The 19,078-nt window shown below is 71.9% G+C and carries 18 protein-coding genes; 4 read left to right on the top strand and 14 right to left on the bottom strand.

Going from position 1 to position 19,078, the window contains the following annotated elements; translation table 11 throughout:
- The coding region (locus ACFFBG_RS16895) for a DUF222 domain-containing protein (RefSeq protein ID WP_375480724.1) at positions 1 to 1,411 on the bottom strand (1,411 nt) is incomplete at its 3' end.
- A gap of 110 nt (positions 1,412 to 1,521) precedes the next feature.
- Between ACFFBG_RS16895 and ACFFBG_RS16890 the strand changes: the two genes are divergently transcribed.
- Positions 1,522 to 2,187: a hypothetical protein gene (locus ACFFBG_RS16890; protein ID WP_375480723.1), complete on the top strand. Its 666-nt coding sequence runs from the start codon at positions 1,522 to 1,524 to the stop codon at positions 2,185 to 2,187.
- A gap of 21 nt (positions 2,188 to 2,208) precedes the next feature.
- Here ACFFBG_RS16890 and ACFFBG_RS16885 read toward each other — a convergent pair whose 3' ends face one another.
- The 11 genes from ACFFBG_RS16885 to ACFFBG_RS16835 form a co-directional block, all read right to left on the bottom strand.
- Entirely contained in the window at positions 2,209 to 3,603 is a 1,395-nt protein-coding gene (locus ACFFBG_RS16885; protein ID WP_375480722.1) for a hypothetical protein, read from the bottom strand.
- Positions 3,604 to 3,663: 60 nt separating this feature from the next.
- Positions 3,664 to 4,326, bottom strand: a complete 663-nt coding sequence (locus tag ACFFBG_RS16880; protein WP_375480721.1) for a TetR/AcrR family transcriptional regulator — start codon at positions 4,324 to 4,326, stop codon at positions 3,664 to 3,666.
- The gene (locus tag ACFFBG_RS16875; RefSeq protein WP_375480720.1) at positions 4,311 to 5,078 is read right to left on the bottom strand and encodes an enoyl-CoA hydratase family protein; all 768 of its coding nucleotides are present in this window, start codon (positions 5,076 to 5,078) and stop codon (positions 4,311 to 4,313) included. Before ACFFBG_RS16875 ends, ACFFBG_RS16880 begins: the two co-directional genes overlap by 16 nt.
- The gene (locus tag ACFFBG_RS16870; protein WP_375480719.1) at positions 5,078 to 6,235 is read right to left on the bottom strand and encodes an acyl-CoA dehydrogenase family protein; all 1,158 of its coding nucleotides are present in this window, start codon (positions 6,233 to 6,235) and stop codon (positions 5,078 to 5,080) included. Before ACFFBG_RS16870 ends, ACFFBG_RS16875 begins: the two co-directional genes overlap by 1 nt.
- Positions 6,236 to 6,237: 2 nt before the next feature.
- Complete coding sequence (locus ACFFBG_RS16865) at positions 6,238 to 8,259, bottom strand: acetyl/propionyl/methylcrotonyl-CoA carboxylase subunit alpha (RefSeq protein WP_375480718.1); 2,022 nt, start codon at positions 8,257 to 8,259, stop codon at positions 6,238 to 6,240.
- A 37-nt stretch (positions 8,260 to 8,296) separates the two neighbouring features.
- Positions 8,297 to 9,895, bottom strand: a complete 1,599-nt coding sequence (locus ACFFBG_RS16860; RefSeq protein ID WP_375480717.1) for an acyl-CoA carboxylase subunit beta — start codon at positions 9,893 to 9,895, stop codon at positions 8,297 to 8,299.
- Complete coding sequence (locus tag ACFFBG_RS16855; protein WP_375480716.1) at positions 9,892 to 11,058, bottom strand: acyl-CoA dehydrogenase family protein; 1,167 nt, start codon at positions 11,056 to 11,058, stop codon at positions 9,892 to 9,894. The genes ACFFBG_RS16860 and ACFFBG_RS16855 overlap by 4 nt, the downstream gene beginning before the upstream one ends.
- Positions 11,055 to 12,758, bottom strand: coding sequence for an acyclic terpene utilization AtuA family protein (locus ACFFBG_RS16850; RefSeq protein WP_375480715.1), 1,704 nt, complete (start codon positions 12,756 to 12,758; stop codon positions 11,055 to 11,057). Before ACFFBG_RS16850 ends, ACFFBG_RS16855 begins: the two co-directional genes overlap by 4 nt.
- A 7-nt stretch (positions 12,759 to 12,765) precedes the next feature.
- Positions 12,766 to 13,560 carry a TIGR03084 family metal-binding protein gene (locus ACFFBG_RS16845; protein ID WP_375480714.1) on the bottom strand — a complete coding sequence of 265 codons (795 nt, stop codon included), beginning with the start codon at positions 13,558 to 13,560 and terminating at the stop codon, positions 12,766 to 12,768.
- Positions 13,561 to 13,811: 251 nt separating this feature from the next.
- A complete protein-coding gene (locus ACFFBG_RS16840; protein ID WP_375480713.1) occupies positions 13,812 to 14,144 on the bottom strand; it encodes a hypothetical protein in 333 nt (110 codons plus the stop codon).
- 113 nt (positions 14,145 to 14,257) lie between these two features.
- A complete protein-coding gene (locus ACFFBG_RS16835) occupies positions 14,258 to 14,587 on the bottom strand; it encodes a hypothetical protein (protein ID WP_375480712.1) in 330 nt (109 codons plus the stop codon).
- A gap of 122 nt (positions 14,588 to 14,709) precedes the next feature.
- On the opposite strand from ACFFBG_RS16835, the gene ACFFBG_RS16830 reads away from it, so the two are divergent.
- The 3 genes from ACFFBG_RS16830 to ACFFBG_RS16820 are packed head-to-tail and all read left to right on the top strand — an operon-like array spanning position 14,710 to position 17,224.
- Positions 14,710 to 15,579 carry a Rossmann-like and DUF2520 domain-containing protein gene (locus tag ACFFBG_RS16830; RefSeq protein ID WP_375480711.1) on the top strand — a complete coding sequence of 290 codons (870 nt, stop codon included), beginning with the start codon at positions 14,710 to 14,712 and terminating at the stop codon, positions 15,577 to 15,579.
- Positions 15,580 to 15,603: 24 nt separating this feature from the next.
- Entirely contained in the window at positions 15,604 to 16,431 is an 828-nt protein-coding gene (gene panC / locus ACFFBG_RS16825) for a pantoate--beta-alanine ligase (protein ID WP_375480710.1), read from the top strand.
- 28 nt (positions 16,432 to 16,459) lie between these two features.
- Complete coding sequence (locus tag ACFFBG_RS16820; protein WP_375480709.1) at positions 16,460 to 17,224, top strand: type III pantothenate kinase; 765 nt, start codon at positions 16,460 to 16,462, stop codon at positions 17,222 to 17,224.
- 124 nt (positions 17,225 to 17,348) lie between these two features.
- On the opposite strand, the gene ACFFBG_RS16815 is transcribed toward ACFFBG_RS16820, so the two are convergent.
- On the bottom strand, positions 17,349 to 18,080 hold the full coding sequence (locus tag ACFFBG_RS16815; RefSeq protein ID WP_375480708.1) for an ABC transporter permease: 732 nt from the start codon (positions 18,078 to 18,080) through the stop codon (positions 17,349 to 17,351).
- Positions 18,077 to 19,036: an ABC transporter ATP-binding protein gene (locus ACFFBG_RS16810; RefSeq protein ID WP_375480707.1), complete on the bottom strand. Its 960-nt coding sequence runs from the start codon at positions 19,034 to 19,036 to the stop codon at positions 18,077 to 18,079. The genes ACFFBG_RS16815 and ACFFBG_RS16810 overlap by 4 nt, the downstream gene beginning before the upstream one ends.
- Positions 19,037 to 19,078: the final 42 nt, after the last annotated feature.

The raw sequence follows: 19,078 nt of genomic DNA, 5'->3' as shown, positions 1-19,078 counted from the left end.
TCGCCCAAACCAAGATCATCACGGCGCAGGCACGCGATTCGTGCGACAGGCTCAGCAGGCAGAGGTTGTCGATGTCGGTGAGCCCGTGTGGTGCCCACGGGATGATGTGGTGCACTTCGGTCCAGGCTGGGGGGCGGTCGCAGCCGGGCATGACGCAGCCGCGGTCGCGGGCGGCAAGGACGAGGCGTTGCCCGCGGGCGGCGAGGCGTTTGGCGCGGCCGTAGGCGAGGATGCCGCCGGTGTCGTTGCAGTAGATGGGGATGATGTCGGCGTCGGTGGCCATGTCGAGCAGTTGCTGCAGGGTGATGATGGCGCCGTGTCCGGTGACCGCGACGCCGCCACCCAGGCCGCTCATCGCAGTCGCGGCCGTTTTCACGGTGCCGGTCAGCGCCGCTGCTGTGTCGGCGGCAGGGCAGAGGTCGGTCCCGGTCCTTGCGCCCGCCGTGTCGATGAACACTTCGCCGGCCCTGTCTGCGGTGTCGTCCGCGGCGGTGTCGTCCGCGTCTGCGGCGTTGTTGTTGCTGTTGAGGGGCAGTTGTGCGGCGAGGTCGGTGATGGAGGCGAGGGCGAGGATGGTGACCGGGACGCCGCCGGCGGCGGGGAGGTCGCCGGATCTGAGCAGCCGCAGCATCGCCTCGTGCAGCGCGTCGTGGCGGCGCTGCCCGGCCGTGCGGGGGTCGCGGATCTCGTTGCCGTCGGCATCCTGGGTGGAGCAGGGCGCGGACAGGGCGTCGAGAACGGTCTGCACCGCGGCGGCGCAGGCGGCGGTGAGCTGGACACGGCCTGCCGCGGACCCGTTTGCGTGTTGCACGACGGTGACGTCGCGGCGGCGCTGAATCTCCTCATCGCGGGGTGCGCGGCCGTCAGGGTCGAGGCGGGCGAGCAGCAGTTCCCCGGTCCGGGCCAATGCTTGTGGGTGCTGGTGGCGGGCGGCCTGCACCAGGAACGCCTCCGCGACCGCGACCGCCTCGCCTGGCAGGTCGGCCGGGACCCGGTCCAACACCCGAGTGATCACCGCCCCGTGCCCGGCAGCCGAAATCGCGCCGTCGGCCACGGCGGCCGACGTGGCCGGCAGCAACGGTTCCAGCTGTTCGCCGGACACCGCCCGACGCGGCCCGAGATCCCGTGCCCGCGCCACCCTCGCTTTCGCCTCACCCGGACTGACCCGCAACCGCTGCATCAGCAACGCGGCGGTGCCCGTCGCGCCGAATTCGCCAGCGACGTAGCGCTCGCCCAGCTCAGCGACCAGCCGCTGATCGACCGCCTCCAGGCGACGCCGTTGAACCTCCAACTCGTCCAACGCTTCGACCAGACCTGCCGAGTCGGGGGTGGTCAACGAAGCGCCGAGCAACAGGTCGACTCCGGCGCGCAGCAACCGCGCACCCTCCGCCAAATCGCCGCCCTCGACCATGATTCAAGAATAGAACGAGGGTACGACAGAATCATGGGTCCGGTGAGAGACCTGCCGTTCGCTGGACAGCGCCTTCGACGTAACGTCCTTGTCCAGGAGGTGATGTTGAGGTGCGGTTGGCGGAGACGTCGTCGTGGCGGCTTGAAGTCAAGGGCGGCTACTTGATCGAGCTGGCTCTGTTCGTCCGGGAGGCCGCTGGGCTTGATCTCGCGGGGCCAGCTGGGGACCTCCCTTCTCTGATCGGTGCAGTTCCGGACGTGGCTGGTGTCCTGGATGCGGGTGTGCGCCGCGACGCGGTCGATCAGTGGCGACGGTGGTGGGGGCAGATCCTCGAACTCGAATTCAAGGATCGCCAAAATGACCGCGGCCACGCGCGGGACCGCGCACGACGGCGAGTAGCTGACCACGAGGCCGTTTGCGATCCGCCGGACTTCGAGGCGCTCGCTGATCGCCCAGCTCTGCGGGCTGCGGCCAGAGCGAGCTTCGCGGCTTTCAAGCAATGGGAATCTGCTCGGCCGTCGCCTGCGCGGGATGGAGTCTCGGGGTCACCCCTGGACTGGTCGGTGATGAAGCAGACCGCGGAGGATGTCGCCTTCGATTGCAATGTCGACATCGGCGCGGTGCAGGCGAGCGTCGCCGTTCTGCCGGTGCGAGGTATCTGGTGGCACCGTGTGTCGCCTGGCTGCGTGATGTGCTCGACCGATGCCGCGGGCGATCCCGTCACTGTTCAGGTCTTGCTTCGAGACGCGTTTGAATCTCAGGTTCGTCCGGCCTGACTTCGCTGCGTAAGCGTCTGCTCAGTCGGTATTGCTCCAGGCATCGTCGTCGCCGCCCCAACGGCGCGCCCGACGTCCGCGGGTTCCTGGGGGGTCCGGGATCTCGTCCCACTCGGAGTTCGACCTTTCGCCATCCTCCGTCTGGTTGAACGCGATGTAGCGGCGCCCTTCGAGCAGCTGCGGCGGGAACCGCTGCCCAGGTTGGACATCCGCAGGTTCCTTGTTGCATGCGCGCCACATTCGGGCTTGATAGGGAGTCAGACCCATGGCCGTCCAGTCGGCGGCTTGCGCTGCGCTGAACCCGTAGTAGATCCAGTCGCGGCGTTGGTCGCGCGCGGTGCCGGCCAGGTCGAAGGCGCGTGCTTCTTCTGGCGTGAGGGCGGGATCGGAGCGGAGCAGTTCGTAGGTGTCGGCCTCGTCGAACCCCGCCTCGCGCCAGCGGATGGCGGCGTCGAGTCCGGCGAGTTCGAGCTGGGACGCGGCGTAGAGATCGAAGCCGGCATCGATCCAGGTCTGCAGCTCGACGAGATCGCGCTCGAGGTAGCGGTTTGCAGCTGTCGGCGGGTTCCCGGGCAGCCCGCTCGCGCGCCACGCGTTGATGAAGTCGATCGCGTCGTCATCAAGTTCGCTTTCCAGCGAGGACAGCCAGGCGAGCAGGATCGGCTCGTCGAGCTGGGTGCGCCTGAGCGCATCATCGAGGGCAGCAGGCAGCAAACGCTGCTCGATCAGTTCGGATGCGGCCTCGCCGACCCGACCTGCATCTGCCCAGGCATCGAGAAGCGCACGGGTGTCAGCTGGGCAGGCGTCCAGGGCTTGTTGCTCGTCCCAGGTCAGGACATCGGCGGCGACGCGGTAGACCTCGGCGATCTCGTCCTCGATGGCGTTGCCATCCACAACAGACCAAATGATCTCGTAGATCACCGAGACCGGGATCCGCGGCCAGGGTGAGCGCAGAAGCCAGGTCCGGTCCGCCGGCGGGTCCGGAAGGCCGACGGCCTGCGCTTGCTTGGCTGGATAGTCCTCGGGCCAGTCCTCGTCGTGGGGCAGCGCGACGATCTCGCTCCAGTAGGTGTCGGTCGTGCCGCCCATCCCGACCCTTGGCAGTCGGTCCGGGATCCAGGCGCGGTGCTCGGCGGGCCAAGCCGCCGGGAGCAGGCAGTAGAGCGGCGCGTCGTGCAGCGGGCGCCACCCCTGGATCATCAGCGCCTCGACCTCGGGTAGCTCCGCGGCGGAGGGGAAGTCCTGCGCGTAGGGGTCTTCGTGCGTGAGCGCGATGCCGGTCGCTTGAACCGCAGCCAGACGAGCGAGGCGCGGCGGCAGAGCCGTCGTCGCGTCGCTCTCGGCTGGCGGTTGCTCGAGGCCCCAAGGATCAGGCATGACAGACATTGTGATCCAGAGAGATCCCGGCTCGGGCATCGAAGACTGAACCGGCACGCGCGGCTATTCGCGCCGTATCGCGGCGTGCTGGCGCCGAGGTCAAGCGCTCGCGCTGCGGCCGGGCAGCGTGGCGTCGAGCATCGACGCCCACTGCCTGGTGATCCCGGCCCGGCGGGCGCTGTCGTCGCTGAGCAGGTTCGCCAACCCGAGACCGCGGGCCAGATCGAGCGTGGCCTGGACGGTCTCGCGCACGCCCGGCAGGTGCTCGTCCACGCCGAGCAGATCCACCACGACGCGGTGCACCTCGCGGCCGATCCGCGCCTCGAGCGGGACGATCTGCGTTCGCAGGGCGTCATCGGCCGCGGCGGCCACCCACAGCATCAGGGCAGCGCGAAAGAACGTCCCGCCGAACAGCTCGAACACCAGCGAGACGATCGCCTCGGTGTCGAGCTCGGCTCGATGCTCGGCCGCCTGGCGGCGCAACTGCGCGCCGCGTTCGTGCGTGACGTGCTCGAGCGCGGCGGTGAACAGGGCCTCGCGAGTGGGGAAGTGGTGCTGCGCGGCGCCCCGCGAGACGCCTGCGTGCTCGGCCACCACCGCAACCGTGCTCGCGCTCCAGCCGAGCTCGGCCAGGCAGCTGATCGCCGAGCCGAGCAGGCGGGCGCGCGTGGCGCGGGAGCGGTCCTGCTGCGGCTCGCGCGTGGCAACCGACGTCGGGCTGAGCGGGGCCACGACGTCCGGCGAGGTCAACCGGATGCCCATCGCGGCGGCCGCCGCTGCAAGAACGCCTGCATGCCCTCGCTGGCCTCGGCCGAGCCGAACAGCCGCGCCGAGAGCTGCTGCAGCTGCTCCGCCCGCTCGTCAAAGGCCGCACGCGTGGTCCGGGTGGTCAGCGGCTTGGTCTCCGCCAGGCCCTGTGGCGAGCAGGCGCGCAGTGCGTCGGCCACCGCGGCGATCTCGGCGTCGAGCGCCGGGGCGTCGTCCAGGCAACCGGTGACCAGCCCGCTCGCCGCCGCCGTCGCGCCGTCGAACGTCTCCCCGGTGAGGTAGTAGCGCGCGGCTGCCCGCTCGGTGAGCCGGCCGAGCGTGGTGAGCGAGATGATCGCCGGCGCCAGCCCGAGGCGCACTTCGGTGAACGCGAAGGACGTGCTGCGGGTCGCGAACGCCAGGTCGCAGGCCGCGACGAGGCCGATGCCGCCGGCCCGCACCGCGCCGTCGACCCGCGCGACCACCGGTTTGGGCAACTCGACGATCGCGCGCAGCAGGTCCAGCATCCGGGCGGTGCCGGCCTGCGGGCCGCCTTCGGCCGCCTGTTCACGCAGGTCGGCGCCCGCGCAGAACACCGTGCCGGCATGCGTGAGCACGATCGCGCGGACGGCCGCGTCCTCCGCCGCGGTGGCGAGGTGTTCGCGCAGCTCACCGACGAGCGCCGCGGAGAGCGCGTTGCGATTAGCCGGCGAGTCGAGGGTGAGCGTGACGATCGCGCGGTTGGCGCTGCGCTGGACGAGTGCCATCAGTACGACTTCGGCAGGCCCAGGCTGAACTGGGCGACGAAGTTGAGGATCATCTCGCGGCTCACCGGCGCGATGCGGGCCACCCGGGCGCCGAGGACGAGGTTGCCGAGCCCGTACTCGTGCGCCAGGCCGTTGCCGCCGTGCGTCTGCACCGCCGCGTCCACCGCCGCGATCGAGGCCTCGGCCGCGGCGTACTTCGCCATGTTCGCCGACTCGCCGGCCGCCATGTCGTCGCCCTCGTCGAAGAGAGACGCGGCCTTCTGCATCATCAACTTGGCCAGCTCGAGTTCGACCTTGGCCTTCGCCAAGGGGTGCGCGACGCCCTGGTGGGTGCCGATCGGCGCCCCCCAGACCGCCCGCTGGTTGGCGTATGCGGCGGCCTTGTCGAGCGCGTAGCGGCCCATGCCGACCGAGCCGGCCGCCGCCATGATCCGCTCCGGGTTCAGCCCGGCGAACAGCTGCGCGAGCGCCGCGTCCTCCTCGCCGATGAGCGCGTCGGCGGGCAGCCGGACGTCGTCCAGGTAGAGCATGAACTGCTTGTCCGGCATCACGACGTCCATGTCGATAGGCGTGCGCTCGAAGCCGGGCGCGTCGGTGGGCACCGCGAACAGCGCGGGTTTCAGCCGGCCGGTCTTCGCGTCTTCAGTCCGGGCGACGATCAGCACCGCGTCGGCGACGTCCACGCCGGACACGTAGTACTTGCGACCAGTGAGCAGCCAGTCGCCGCCGTCGCGCCGCGCCGTGGTGGTGATGCGGTGCGAGTTCGAGCCGGCGTCCGGCTCGGTGATGCCGAAGGCCATGATCGTCGAGCCGTCGGCGAGGCCCGGCAGCCAGCGCTGCTTCTGCTTCTCGGATCCGAACCTGCCGATGATCGTGCCGCAGATGGCGGGGGAGACGACGATCAGCAGCAGCCCGCAACCTGCGGCGTTGAGCTCCTCGCCGACGATCGCGAGCTCGGTCATCCCAGCGCCGCCGCCGCCGTACTCCGCGGGCAGATTGACGCCCAGGAAGCCGCTGCGCCCGGCCTCGTCCCACAGCTCGGTGAGCGGTTCCCGCGCCCGCGCTCGCGGCGCGGCGTACTCATGCCCGTAGCGCTTGCCCAGATCGGCTACCGCCTGCCGCAGCGCCGTCTGCTCCGCGTTCTCGCGAAAGTCCATCGTCACTCCTGTTCCACCACGGCCAGGACGGCCCCGACATCGATCTGCTCGCCCTCGCGGACGGGCAGCTGGACGACGACGCCGGCGACCGGCGCGTCGATCCGATGCTGCATCTTCATCGCCTCGAGCCACAGCAGCGGCGCGCCCGCGGCGACCTGCTCGCCGACCGCGACGGCGACCCGCACGACCGTCCCCGGCATCGGCGCGCGCAGCGAGCCGGGCGCAATCTGCTCGGCCGGATCGCGGAAGCGCGGCAGCCGGCGCAGCGCCACCGCACCGAGGGCGCTGTCGACGAATACGTCGTCGTCGTACGCGGCCACCGCGAACCGGTGGCGCACGCCCGCGACGTCGAGCACCACCTCGTCGGGATCGGCGCGCACGAGCGCGACGTCGGCGAACCCCTCGGCGCTGAATCCTGCTGCGCTCAGCCCGTCGCGACCGACCCGGTAGCAGACGTCCAGGTCGTCGGGGTCGTCGTCCGTGCCGAACGCGACATGCTGCGGCTGGCTGACCACGTTGCGCCACCCCGACGGCACGCCGCGCAGGACCGGCGCCGCCGTGCGGGCGGCCGCGTCAAGTCCAAGCGCGGCGGCGAGCGCGGCCAGCCGCCGCGTCCCGGCGTCCGCGAGCGGAGCGGCGAGCTCGGCGAGGCCATGGGTGGCGAAGAATGCGGTGTCGGTGTCGCCGGCGAGGAACGCCGGGTGCCGCAGCACGCGCACCAGCAGGTCGCGATTGGTGACCACGCCGTGCAGCTCCGCGCGGGCGAGCGCGCGGGCGAGCGCGCTGACGGCATCCGCGCGCCGTGGCGCCCAGGCGATCACCTTCGCCAGCATCGGGTCGTAGTGCACGCCGACGACGCTGCCGGCGGCGACGCCGCTGTCCAAGCGCACCCCGGCGGCGGCGGTCGGCGCCGCGAACTCGACGTCGACGCCGGGGATCTCCACGCGGTGCAGCGTGCCGGATTGCGGCTGCCAATCGGCACCTGGCCGCTCGGCGTACAGCCGCACCTCGATGGCGGCGCCGCGCGGCGTCGGCGGGTCGGCCGGCAGCCGCTCGCCGCGCGCGACCGCCAGCTGCAGCGCCACCAGGTCGAGGCCGGTGGTGCACTCGGTAACCGGGTGCTCGACCTGCAGGCGGGTGTTCATCTCGAGGAAGGCGACCCGGCAGCCGTCCGGACGTTCCTCGACGAGGAACTCGACTGTCCCGGCGCCGGTGTAGCCGATCGTGCGAGCGGCTGCGCGGGCGGCGGCGAACAGCTGCTCGCGCAGCCCCTCGACCCGTTCGGCGAGCGGCGAGGGCGCCTCTTCGATCACCTTCTGGTGCCGGCGCTGGATCGAGCACTCGCGCTCGCCGACCGCCCAGACCGTGCTGTGTTGGTCGGCCAGGACCTGCACCTCGAGATGCCGGCCGGTGGCGAGGTACGGCTCGCAGAAGACCGTCGGGTCGCCGAAGGCGCTGGCAGCCTCGGCGCGCGCGGCCGCCAGCTCGCCGGGCAGGTCGCCGAGGTCGCGCACGACCCGCATCCCGCGGCCGCCGCCGCCCGCGCTCGCCTTGATCAGGACCGGCAGGTCGGCGTCGGTGACGCGATCGGGCGGCAGCTCGGCCAGCACCGGCACGCCCGCCGCGGCCATCAGCTTTTTCGCCTCGATCTTGCTGCCCATCGCCGCGATGGCCTGCGGTGACGGGCCGATCCAGGTCAGCCCGGCGGCGCCGACGGCCGCGGCGAAGTCGGCGTTCTCGGACAAGAACCCGTAGCCCGGGTGCACGGCGTCCGCGCCCGATCGCTTCGCCGCGTCGATGATCAGGTCCGCGCGGAGGTAGGTGTCGGCCGGCGCGGCGCCCGGCAGCCGGACCGCCGCGTCGGCCTCGGCGACGTGCGGCGCCTCGGCGTCCGGGTCGGCGAAGACGGCGACCGTGCCGAGGCCGAGCGCCCGGCAGGTGCGGAACACCCGGCGCGCGATCTCGCCGCGATTGGCGACGAGCACGGTGCGGATCTCGCGATCTTGATATTCCGGCGGCGTCATGACGACGCTCCGGTGTCAAGATCTGCGCGGCGGCCGGTCACAGTCTGAACACCCCGTAGCCGTCCGCGCCGGACACCGGGGCGTTGTGCGCGGCGGACAGCGCGATCCCCAGCGCCGTCCTCGTGTCGCGCGGGTCGATGATGCCGTCGTCGTAGAGCATCCCGGACAGGAACGGCGCGAGCGACTGCTCCTCGATCTGCGCCTCGACGTAGGCCCGCAGCTGCGCCGCGCCGTCCTCGTCGAAGTCCTGGCCGCGCGCCTCGGCCGCCTGCCGGGCCACGATGGTCATCACCCCGGCCAACTGCGCCGGGCCCATCACCGCGGACTTCGCCGAGGGCCAGGTGAACAGGAACCGCGGGGCGTACGCGCGTCCGCACATCCCGTAGTTGCCGGCGCCATACGACGCGCCCATGGTGATCGTGAAGTGCGGCACCCGCGAGTTCGACACCGCGTTGATCATCAGCGCGCCGTGCTTGATGATGCCGGCCTGCTCGTACTCGCGACCGACCATGTACCCGGTGGTGTTCTGCAGGAACACGAGCGGGGTGTCCGCGCGGTTGGCGAGCTGGATGAACTGCGCCGCCTTCTGCGCCTCCTCGCTGAACAGCACGCCGCGGGCGTTGGCGAGGACGCCGATCGGGAACCCGTGCAGCTGCGCCCAGCCGGTGACCAGCGACGAGCCGTACAGCGGCTTGAACTCGTCGAAGTCGCTGCCGTCGACGATCCGGCCGATCACCTCGCGCGGGTCGAAGGGCGACTTCAGGTCGGCCGGGACTATGCCGAGCAGGTCCTCGGGGTCGTGCAGCGGCTCGGCGGGATCTGGTTTCGGCGACGGCCCCTGCTTGCGCCAATTCAGCCGGCCGACGATCTGCCGGCCGAGCCGGATCGCGTCGTGCTCGTCGGCCGCGAAGTAGTCGGCGAGCCCGGAGCGCCGCGCGTGCATCTCCGCGCCGCCGAGCGACTCGTCGTCGGACTCCTCGCCGGTGGCCATCTTGACCAGCGGCGGACCGGCGAGGAACACCTTCGAGCGCTCTTTGATCATCACGACGAAGTCGCTCATGCCCGGGATGTACGCGCCGCCGGCGGTCGAGTTGCCGAAGACGAGCGCGATCGTCGGGATGCCCGCGGCGGACAGTCGGGTGAGGTCGCGGAACATCTGGCCGCCCGGGATGAAGATCTCCTTCTGGGTAGGCAGATCCGCGCCGCCGGACTCCACCAGGCCGATCACCGGCAGCCGGTTCTCCCGGGCGATCTCGTTGGCGCGCAGCACTTTCTTCAACGTCCACGGGTTGGACGCGCCGCCGCGCACCGTCGGATCCGAGCCGTTGATCATGCATTCGACCCCGTTGACGACGCCGACGCCGGTGACCACCGATGCCCCGACGGTGAAGTCGCTGCCCCACGCCGCGAGGGGCGACAGCTCGAGGAACGGGGCGCCGGGATCGAGCAGCAACTCGATCCGCTCGCGGACCAGCAGCTTGCCGCGCTGGTGATGCCGGTCGACGTATTTCGCGCCGCCGCCGGCGACCGCCTTCGCCTGCTCGGCGTGGACAGCCGCCAGTTGGCCGAGCAGCGCCGCGCGGTTCGCCTGATAGTCGGCAGAACCCGGGTCGACGCTCGTCCGCAGGACGCTCATCCGAAGTAGCCCAGGGTCTTGGCGGCGAGGCCGGCGAGGATCTCCGTGGTGCCGCCGCCGATGCCGAGGATGCGCATGTCGCGGTACTGCCGCTCGACCTCGCACTCGCGCATGTAGCCGAGACCGCCGTGCAGCTGCACCGCCTGGTCGGCGACCCAGGACCCTGCCTCGACGGCGGTGTTCTTCGCGAAGCACGCCTCGCGTACCAGGTTTTCGTCGGCGGCAGAGCGGACGGCGACCGATCGGGTGTACACGCGGGCCACCTCCACCCGGCGGGCCATCTCGGCGAGCGTGTGCTGCACCTGCTGGCGGCTGATCAGCGGCCGGCCGAACGTCTCCCGGTCCCGGCACCACTGCACCGTCACGTCGAGGCAGCGTTGCGCGGCGGCGTAGGCCTGCACCGCCAGCGCGATCCGCTCGCTCACGAAGTTCTGCGCGATCTGCGCGAAGCCGGAATTCACCGCGCCGACGAGGTTCGCCGCCGGCACCCGGACGTCGGCGAAGGACAGCTCGGCGGTGTCCGAGCAGAGCCAGCCCATCTTCGCGAGCCTGCGCGAGACAGCGAGCCCGGGCGTCTGCTTGTCCACGATCAGCAGCGAGATCCCGTGCGCGCCCGCGTCGCCGGTCCGCGCGGCGACAACGACGAAGTCCGCGCGCACGCCCGAAGTGATGTAGGTCTTGGCGCCGTTGACGACGTACTCGTCGCCGTCGCGCTTGGCAGTCGTGCGCAGGTTGGCGACGTCAGAACCGCCGTCTGGCTCGGTGATCGCCAGCGAGCCGATCCGTTCGCCGGCGAGCGCGGGCCGGACATACGCCTCGATCTGCCGGGCGTCTCCCGCGGCGACGATGTGCGGCAGCGTGATGCCGGTCGTGAACAGCGAGGCGAACACGCCGGCTGCCGCGCCCGCGTAGTGCATCTCCTCGGCGAGCACGACGGCGTCGATGGCGTCGCCTCCGCCGCCGCCGACGGCCTCGGGATAGGACAGCCCGAGCAGGCCGAGCTCAGCGGCGCGCTTCGACAGGTTGCGCGGCAGCTCGCCGTCTGTCTCCCATACCTCTTGGTACGGAAGGACGTCGCGTTGCACGAAACGTCGGACGGTGTCGCGCAGCGCGCGCCGATCGGGGGTCTCGAACGGGTCGAGCGTCGGCCGGACGTGAGTCACAGCAGCGCCTCCGGCAACTCGACGATGCGCGATCGCAGCCACTCGCCCACGGCTTTCGCCTGCGGGTCGTGCCGGACGTTCGCCGCCACGCCGTCGCCCAGCAGGTCGTCGACCACGAAGTTCACCGCCCGCAGGTTCGGCAGCACGTGCCGGCTGACCGGTAGTGACGCGGTCTCGGGCAGCAGTCGCTGGAACGCCGGCACGTCGAGCCGACGCGCAAGCCACCCGAAGGCGTCATCCGAACGGGCCCAGACGCCGACGTTTGCCGCGCCGCCCTTGTCGCCGCTGCGGGCGCCGAAGACCGTACCGAGAGGTACGGAGCGCGTGGGACCGTCGCCCTCGAACCGCTCGAGCGCCGGCTCGGGGACGTCCTCCAGCACGCGCGTCTCGCCCTCGACGGCGATCGGCACGCGCGTGCCGTCAGGCAAGACGGCGACGTGCGGCACCCGGCCCCGATCGATGTAGGCCGAATTGAACACGCCGTAGGGCGACGCCTCGCCGGGCGGGGCGGTCACGTGAAAGCCCGGGTAGGACGACAGCGCCAGCTCGATCGCGGCCCCGGAGAACGCGCGACCCAGCGCCTTGGGGTCGTCGCCACGCACCACGCACCGCAGCAGCGCGGCGGCCTCCTCCTGCGCGCCGGCGTCGGCGTGGTCGGTGCGGGCCAGTGTCCAGCGGGTGTCGAGAGCGGCGTCGAGCTGGGCGAGCTGGGCTCGCACGAAGTCCGCCTTGGCCTCGATGTCCAAGCCGGTGAGCACGAAGGTGACCTCGTTGCGAAAGCCGCCCAGCGTGTTCAGCCCCACCTTTAACGTCGGCGGGGGCGGCTCGCCGCGCACCCCGGCGATCCGCACCCGATCCGGCCCGTCGCTGTCGAGCTGGACGGTGTCGAAGCGCGCGGTGACGTCCGGTCCCGCGTAGCGGGCGCCGCCGATCTCGTAGAGCAACTGGGCGGTGACGGTGTCGACGGTGACGGCGCCGCCGGTACCTGGGTGCTTGGTGATCACCGCGGCGCCGTCGGCGTAGACCTCCGCGATCGGGAAGCCGAGGGGCGCGGCGAGATCGGGCAGCTCGCGGAAGAACGCGTAGTTGCCGCCGGTCGCCTGCGGCCCGCACTCGATGAGGTGCCCGGCGACGACGGCGCCGGCCAGCGCGTCCCAGTCGGACCGCATCCAGCCGTAGTGCGCCGCCGCCGGCCCCACGACCAGCGACGCGTCGGTGACCCGGCCGGTGACGACGAGGTCCGCGCCGGAGCGCAGGCACTCGGCGATGCCCCACGCGCCGAGATAGGCGTTGGCGGCGAGCGGCTCGCCGAGGCCGAGCTCGCCCGTGCTGCCAATGAGGTCGTCGCCCTCGACGTGCGCCACGGCGAGGTCCAGGCCGAGCGTGCCGGCCAACGCGCGGATGGCCGCGGCCAGGCCGCCCGGATTGAGCCCGCCGGCGTTGGCGACGATCTTGACGCCCTTGTCGAGGGCTATGCCCAGCGAGCCCTCGAGCTGGCGCAGGAAGGTCTTGGCATATCCCTGCTCGGGGTTCTTGCTCCGGTCGCGGGCCAGGATGAGCATCGTCAGCTCGGCCAGGTAGTCGCCGGTCAGCACGTCGAGCTCGCCGCCGGTGAGCATCTCGAGCATCGCCGACGACCGATCGCCGTAGAAGCCCGAGGCGTTCGCGATCCGCAGCGGCGCCTGTGCTGCGCGGCTCATGCCGGACTCACTGCGGCGCCAACGCGGCCGCGCGGCCGGCGCCGGGCGGCCCGGCGAACGCCTGGGCGATGTCCAACCAGCGGTCGGCGTCCGCGCCGGAGGCGACGAGCTGGAGATCGGCGCGGGCGCGCCGCTGGGTCACGAGCAGGCAGAAGTCGAGCGCCGGCCCACTGACCTTCTGTCCGGCGCCTTCCGGTCCCCACGTCCATACCGTGCCGGATGGTCCGGTGAGCTCGACGCGAAAGGGCGACGGGGGCGGCTGCTCGCCGCGAATCAGGTAGGCGAAGTCACGGGTGCGCACGCCCAGATGCGCGACGTGCTTCAGCCGCTCGCTGGCAGCGGTCGGCGCGCCGAGCGCGTCCGCGACGTCCAGCCCGTGCGCCCAGGTCTCCATCAGCCGCGCCGTCGCCATCGACGCAGCGCTCATCGGCGGGCCGAACCACAGCAGCCTTTCCCCAGCCGGCACGGCGAGCAACGCCTCGCCGAGCGCCACCCGCCCCGCCCGCCAGGTTGCGAGCAGCTGCGCAGGCGGGACGCCCGCGCGTTCCTCTGCGGCGGCGTCGACGACGCCGTACGCGTCCTGCTCCGCGCCGTCCACGACCTGCCGGAATCGCGCCGGGTCGGTCGCGGCCAACGTCGCGACCTCGTCCGTCCAGGCCAGGTGGCCGATCTGATGGGCGACAGTCCAGCCGGCTGCGGGCGTCGGACGAGCCCACTGCGGGCCGGGCAGTTCGGCGACCAGCGCGTCGAGCGCCGCGCCCTCCGCCGCCAGATCGGCGACGAGCGCCGCCACGTCCGCCATGCCGCGACCCTGGCAGCCTCGATGGGAGAAAGCAAGCCTGCTTGCTTTTTTCTTCTACTTGTACAGCCAGGGGCGCAGGTTTGGCGCAACTGCGCGATGTGCGGACCAGCCGTCACGCGCCATCGTTTCGCCATGACCACGATTCGCCGGCTCGCGCTCTCCGCTGCCATTCGCCTCTTGCTGCTGCACCTCGGGCTTGCAGCCTCGCAACCGTCCCCGCCACGCCGGCTGGCGATTGAGCCGCGCGCGGTCTAGCGGGCAGGCCGCGACGACGTGTCGGCGCGGGAGAACATCCGGCTGTTCGGCACCACGATCAGTCCGCGCTCGGTGGCCAACGTCGTCATGCACAGCCCGAAGCGCACGACCTCGGCTATGAGCGCGCCATCGCCTGTGCCCGCCGCCGGCAGCCGCACGTTTTCGCCGCGTCCATAGGGCAGCACCAGGCGCAAGACCAACCCGGCCGCCGCGTTGAGCAGCGCGCGCCCCGCGGCCAGGACCAGGCGAGCCGGTGCGAGACGCCGCGCGCCGGCCGACGCCGCCTGTCCACGCCGGCTCGCAGCTGGCCGCCCGCTGTCTGTCCTCATAGTGCGCAATTTTCCCACATCCCTTGTGTAGCAAGGGATTCCCGCTTCGAGCAGCACGCTGTCGGCGCCATGCCGCGCGCCGCCGGTGAGAGTCCTCACTGGCCTTTCGGGCGTCACTGGCCTTGGAACGGCCATTCCCGATCAGCTGCCGCTCGCGCCTGCTGGGCGCGGGCCATCAGTTGGCGCGCGGTGGCCAGCACCGCGGGCTCGACGTCGACCTCTGACTGGTCGGCCAGCAGGTACACGCCGTAGGCAAGCTCGCCGACCCGCTGCGCCCACTCGGGACCCGGCCGGAACGGCCGTCGGCCGCGGTCGGATTCGGCGGTCACCGTCGAGGTCAGCGCGCCGAGGAGGGTCTGCAGCTCCAGCAGCAGGGTGGGCACCGGCGCGTGCAGGTCGGCCAGGTCCGCGCTGTGCGCCACCGTCTCTTGCAGCTCGCTCACGAGAAGAAAACCTACCGGGCTGGGACGACTGGCCACCGCTCTCGTCGGGCGCCGGGCCGGGCGTCGGCGCGGCGCTACGCTCGCAGGCGTTCAGCCGCCGACCCCAGAGGACGCTCGTGTCGATGTCGCGTCCCGCGCGCCTGCGCGTCGGCGTCGTCGGCGTCGGCCGGGTCGGCAGCGCGCTCGGCGCGGCCCTGGCCCGCGCCGGACACGAGATCGTCGCGGTCAGCGCGGTGTCCGCCCAGTCGCTGCGCAGAGCCGCACAACTCTTGCCGGGCGTGCCGGTGCTGCCCGTCGACGAAACGGTCGGCGCCGCGGAGTTCGTGCTGCTCGCCGTGCCCGACGACGTGCTGCGCCCATTGGTGTCCGGGCTGGCCGTCACCGACGCGTGGCGCCCTGGTCAGATCGTCGCGCACACGTCCGGCGCACAGGGCATCGGCGTGCTTGACCCGGCCGCCGCGCGCGGGGTGATCGCCCTCGCGCTGCACCCGGTCATGACCTTCGCCGGGCGCCCGGAAGACGTCGACCGCCTGGCCGGCGCGACCTTCGGCGTCACCGCGCCGGACGACCTGCGGCCGGTCGCCGAGACGCTCGTCGTCGAGATGGGCGCCGAGCCCGTCTGGGTGCCGGAATCGGCGCGCTCGCTCTATCACGCGGCGCTCACCATCGGCTCCAACCACCTGGTCACGCTGGTGAACGACTGCCTGTCGCTGCTCGCCGAAGCCGGTGTCGGCGAGCCGGCCCGGCTCGTCGCGCCGCTGTTGAGCGCCTCGTTGGACAACGTCCTGCGGTTGGGCGACGCCGCGCTCACCGGGCCCGTGTCGCGTGGCGACATAGCGACGATCGGGGCGCATCTCGACACCCTCGCCCGGGCCGCGCCGCAGCTGCTGCCGTCGTATCGCGCGATGGCGCGGCGCACGGCCGAGCGGGCGCTGTCGGCCGGCCGGCTGTCGGCCGAGCAGGCCGACGCCGTCCTCGAGACGCTGCGCTGACGGTGTTGCGATGACGGTGTTGCGATGAAGGTGGTGCAGACTCGCGACGACTTCGCGCGGGTGCGTGCCGGCCTGGCCGCTCCGATCGGGCTGGTGCCGACCATGGGCGCGCTGCACGCCGGGCACCGGGCGTTGCTCGACGCCGCCCGCGCCGAATGCGCGACGGTGGTGACAACCAACTTCGTCAACCCGCTGCAGTTCGGGCCGAGCGAGGACCTCGCGCGCTACCCCCGCACCCTGGACGCCGACCTCGCGCTGTGCGCAGACGCCGGCGTCGACGTCGTGTGGGCGCCGTCGGTCACCGACGTCTATCCGACGGGGGGCGGCTCGTCGATCACCGTCTCGCCAGGCCCACTCGGCGACATACTCGAGGGTACGGTTCGTCCGGGCCATTTCGCCGGCGTGCTCACCGTCGTCGCGAAGTTCTTCAATCTCGTCCGGCCGGACCGCGGCTACTTCGGCGAGAAGGACTACCAGCAGCTGGCGGTGATCCGGCGGATGGTCGACGAGCTCGACATGGGCTTGTCGGTCGTCGGCGTGCCCACGGTGCGCGAGGACGACGGGCTGGCGCTGTCCAGCCGCAACCGCTACCTGTCCGACGGCGAACGGGCGCAGGCCGTCGCGCTTTCCCGCGCGCTGTTCACCGGCGCGGCCGCGTCCGCCGCCGGCGCCAAGGCCGTGCTGGCCGCCGCGACCGCGCAGCTCGCCGCGGCGCCTGGGATCGCGGTCGACTACCTCGAGCTGCGCGGCGCGGATCTCGGCGAGACCCCTGAGCACGGGCCGGCCCGGCTGCTGATCGCCGCCCGGCTCGGCTCGACCCGGCTGATCGACAACGTGCCGGTTGAGCTGTGAGTGAGGCCGAGCGGATACGTTGACCGCCATGCTGCTCGCCATCGACGTCGGCAACACGAACACCGTCATCGGCGTGTTCGAGGGCGATCAGATGCGCCACTCGTGGCGGATCAAGTCCGACGCCCGCAACACCGCCGACGAGCTCGCGCTGGCCTTTCGCGGGTTGCTCGGCACGACGGCGGTGTCGGGCATCGCAGCCTGCTCGACCGTGCCGGCCGTGCTGCGCGAGCTGCGCACGATGCTCGACCGGTACTACGCCGACGTGCCGACCGTGCTGGTGGAGCCCGGCGTGCGCACGGGCGTCGGCGTGCTGATGGACAACCCGAAAGAGGTGGGCACCGACCGCATCTGCAATGCCGCGGCGGCCCATCACCTCGTCGACGGGCCGTGTGTGGTGGTCGACTTCGGCACGTCCACGAACTTCGACTGCGTCAACGCTCGGGGGGACTTCGTCGGCGGCGCGCTGGCGCCCGGCATCGAGATCTCCCTCGACGCGCTGGCCGCGCGCGCCGCGCAGCTACGCAAGGTGGAGCTTGTGACCCCGCGCAGCCCGATCGGCAAGAACACCGTCGAGGCGCTGCAGTCAGGCATCCTCTACGGCTTCGCCGGGCAGGTCGACGGCATGGTCCGCCGGCTCACCGCGGTGCTCGCCCCCGACAACCCGTCCTCGGTGCACGTCATCGCCACCGGCGGGCTCGCGGCGCTGGTGATCGACCACAGCGAGACGGTCACCCGCTACGAGCCGGAGCTGACGCTGCTCGGGCTGCGGCTCATCTTCGAGCGCAACGTGTGAGCAGCGGCCACCTCACCGGTCGCGCTTGTCACCCCGATTGACCGCCTCCGGAGATCAACTAGCCGGTCGAACGCGGTGACAAGCGCGAGCAGCGGCGGCCGCGCGCCCGCGCTGCGAATCGGGCTCACACGCGGCGGGTGTCGCGTCGATAGGCCCACGCGGCGAGGGCGCCCAGGGCTGCCGACCATGCCGCCACGACAATCCACGCTTCCGTTGTCCACGACTCCCCGCCGATGCCGTTCTTGCCGGCCTGCGCGAGCCAGAACGACGGGAGCAGCCGGACGAAGTCGTGCATGAAGCCGTGCGTGCCGCCGATCGGGAAGTACGCGCCGCCGAGGATCGCGAAGAACGACACCCCGATGCCGATTACCGGCGAGAGCGCGTCCGGCCGGATGAGGTGGCCCAGGGCGATGCCGAATGCCGCGAAGGGGATCAGCGCGACGAGCGCGAGCCCGATTGCTTCGGCCCACTGCGCCGCCGGCAGGCTCACCCCGATCGCCAGCGCGGCGATCGTCAGCAGCACCATGACCAGAAACGCCAGCAGGTAGGACGTCGCCAGCTTCGTCCGGATGTAGGCGCCTGCCGGCAGCGGCGTCAGCCGCAGCTGGCGGTTCCAGCCGTTCTGTCGTTCCAGCGCGATTCGCGCGCCGCCGGCGAAGATCGCCGCCATCGTGCCGAGGGCCATCATGCCGGCGAGGTAGTAGCGGCCGACGGTCACGTCGCCGACGATCTTCTCGGTTCGATTCGGGATCCCGACGGTCAAGAACACGACCAGCGGCACGATCAGCGAGACGACGAAGCTCTGCCGGTTGCGGAACAGCCGAAGCATCTCGTAGCGCAGGTACGTCGCGTTCATCGCGCGCGCTCCTGCGCCGGGGCCGGGTCGGCGGGTTGGTCGGTGTGATCGCCGGTGAGGGCGAGGAACGCGGCCTCGAGCCCGGCGCTGCTGATCTCGATGTCCCTGGCGCCCGGGTAGTCGGCGAGCAGCGCGCGGATCGCGGCGTCGGAGTCGGCGCAGGCGAGCGTCACCGCGTCGCCGCGGCTGTCCGCCGTCGTCACGCCCGGCAGCGCGGCGAGCGCGGCGAGATCGGCGCCTGGCAGCGTTGCCCGCAGCGTCCGGCCGCCGACGCTCGCCTTGATCTCGTTGGCCGGCCCGTCGGCGACGATCCGGCCGTGCGCCATCAGGATGATGCGGTCGGCGTACTGATCGGCCTCTTCCAGATAGTGCGTCGCGAACAGGACGGTCTTGCCGCCGCGAGCGAACGCCCGGACGGCCTGCCAGAAGGTGTGCCTGCCCTCGACGTCCATGGCCACGGTGGGCTCGTCGAGCACCAGCAGGTCGGGATTGCTGACCAACGCCATCGCGGCGCGCACGCGTTGGGTCTGGCCGCCGGAGAGCCGGTCGGTCCGCTGCCCGGCCACCTCGGTGAGGCCGGTGACGGTCAGCACCTCGTCCACCGGCAGCGGCCGCGGGTAGAACGAGCCGAGCATCGTCAGCAGCTCGCGCACGCTGAGGTAGGCGAGCAGCCCGCCGGCCTGCAGCATCGCGCCGACCATGCCCGCCCGGACGGCGACCTGCGGGGTGCGGCCGAACAGCCGCACCTCGCCCGCGTCGGGCCTTCCCAGGCCGAGCATCAGGTCGATGGTGGTGGACTTCCCGGCGCCGTTGGGGCCGAGCAAGGCGACCGTCTCGCCGGGCGCGATGCGCACGTCGACGCCGTCGACGGCCCGGATGGGCCCCTGCGGGCCGGCGAACGTCTTGCGCAGACCGATGAGAGACACGCCCTGCGCCTCGCTCGGTGGCTCGATCATGCTGCCTACCTTGCCCGACGAGACGCGGATCGGCACGGCCTG

Source organism: uncultured Jatrophihabitans sp. (assembly GCF_964251945.1).
Taxonomy (GTDB): domain Bacteria; phylum Actinomycetota; class Actinomycetes; order Mycobacteriales; family Jatrophihabitantaceae; genus Jatrophihabitans.
Note: the sequence above shows the minus strand (reverse complement) of the source record. Positions and strands in the feature narration are given on the sequence as shown.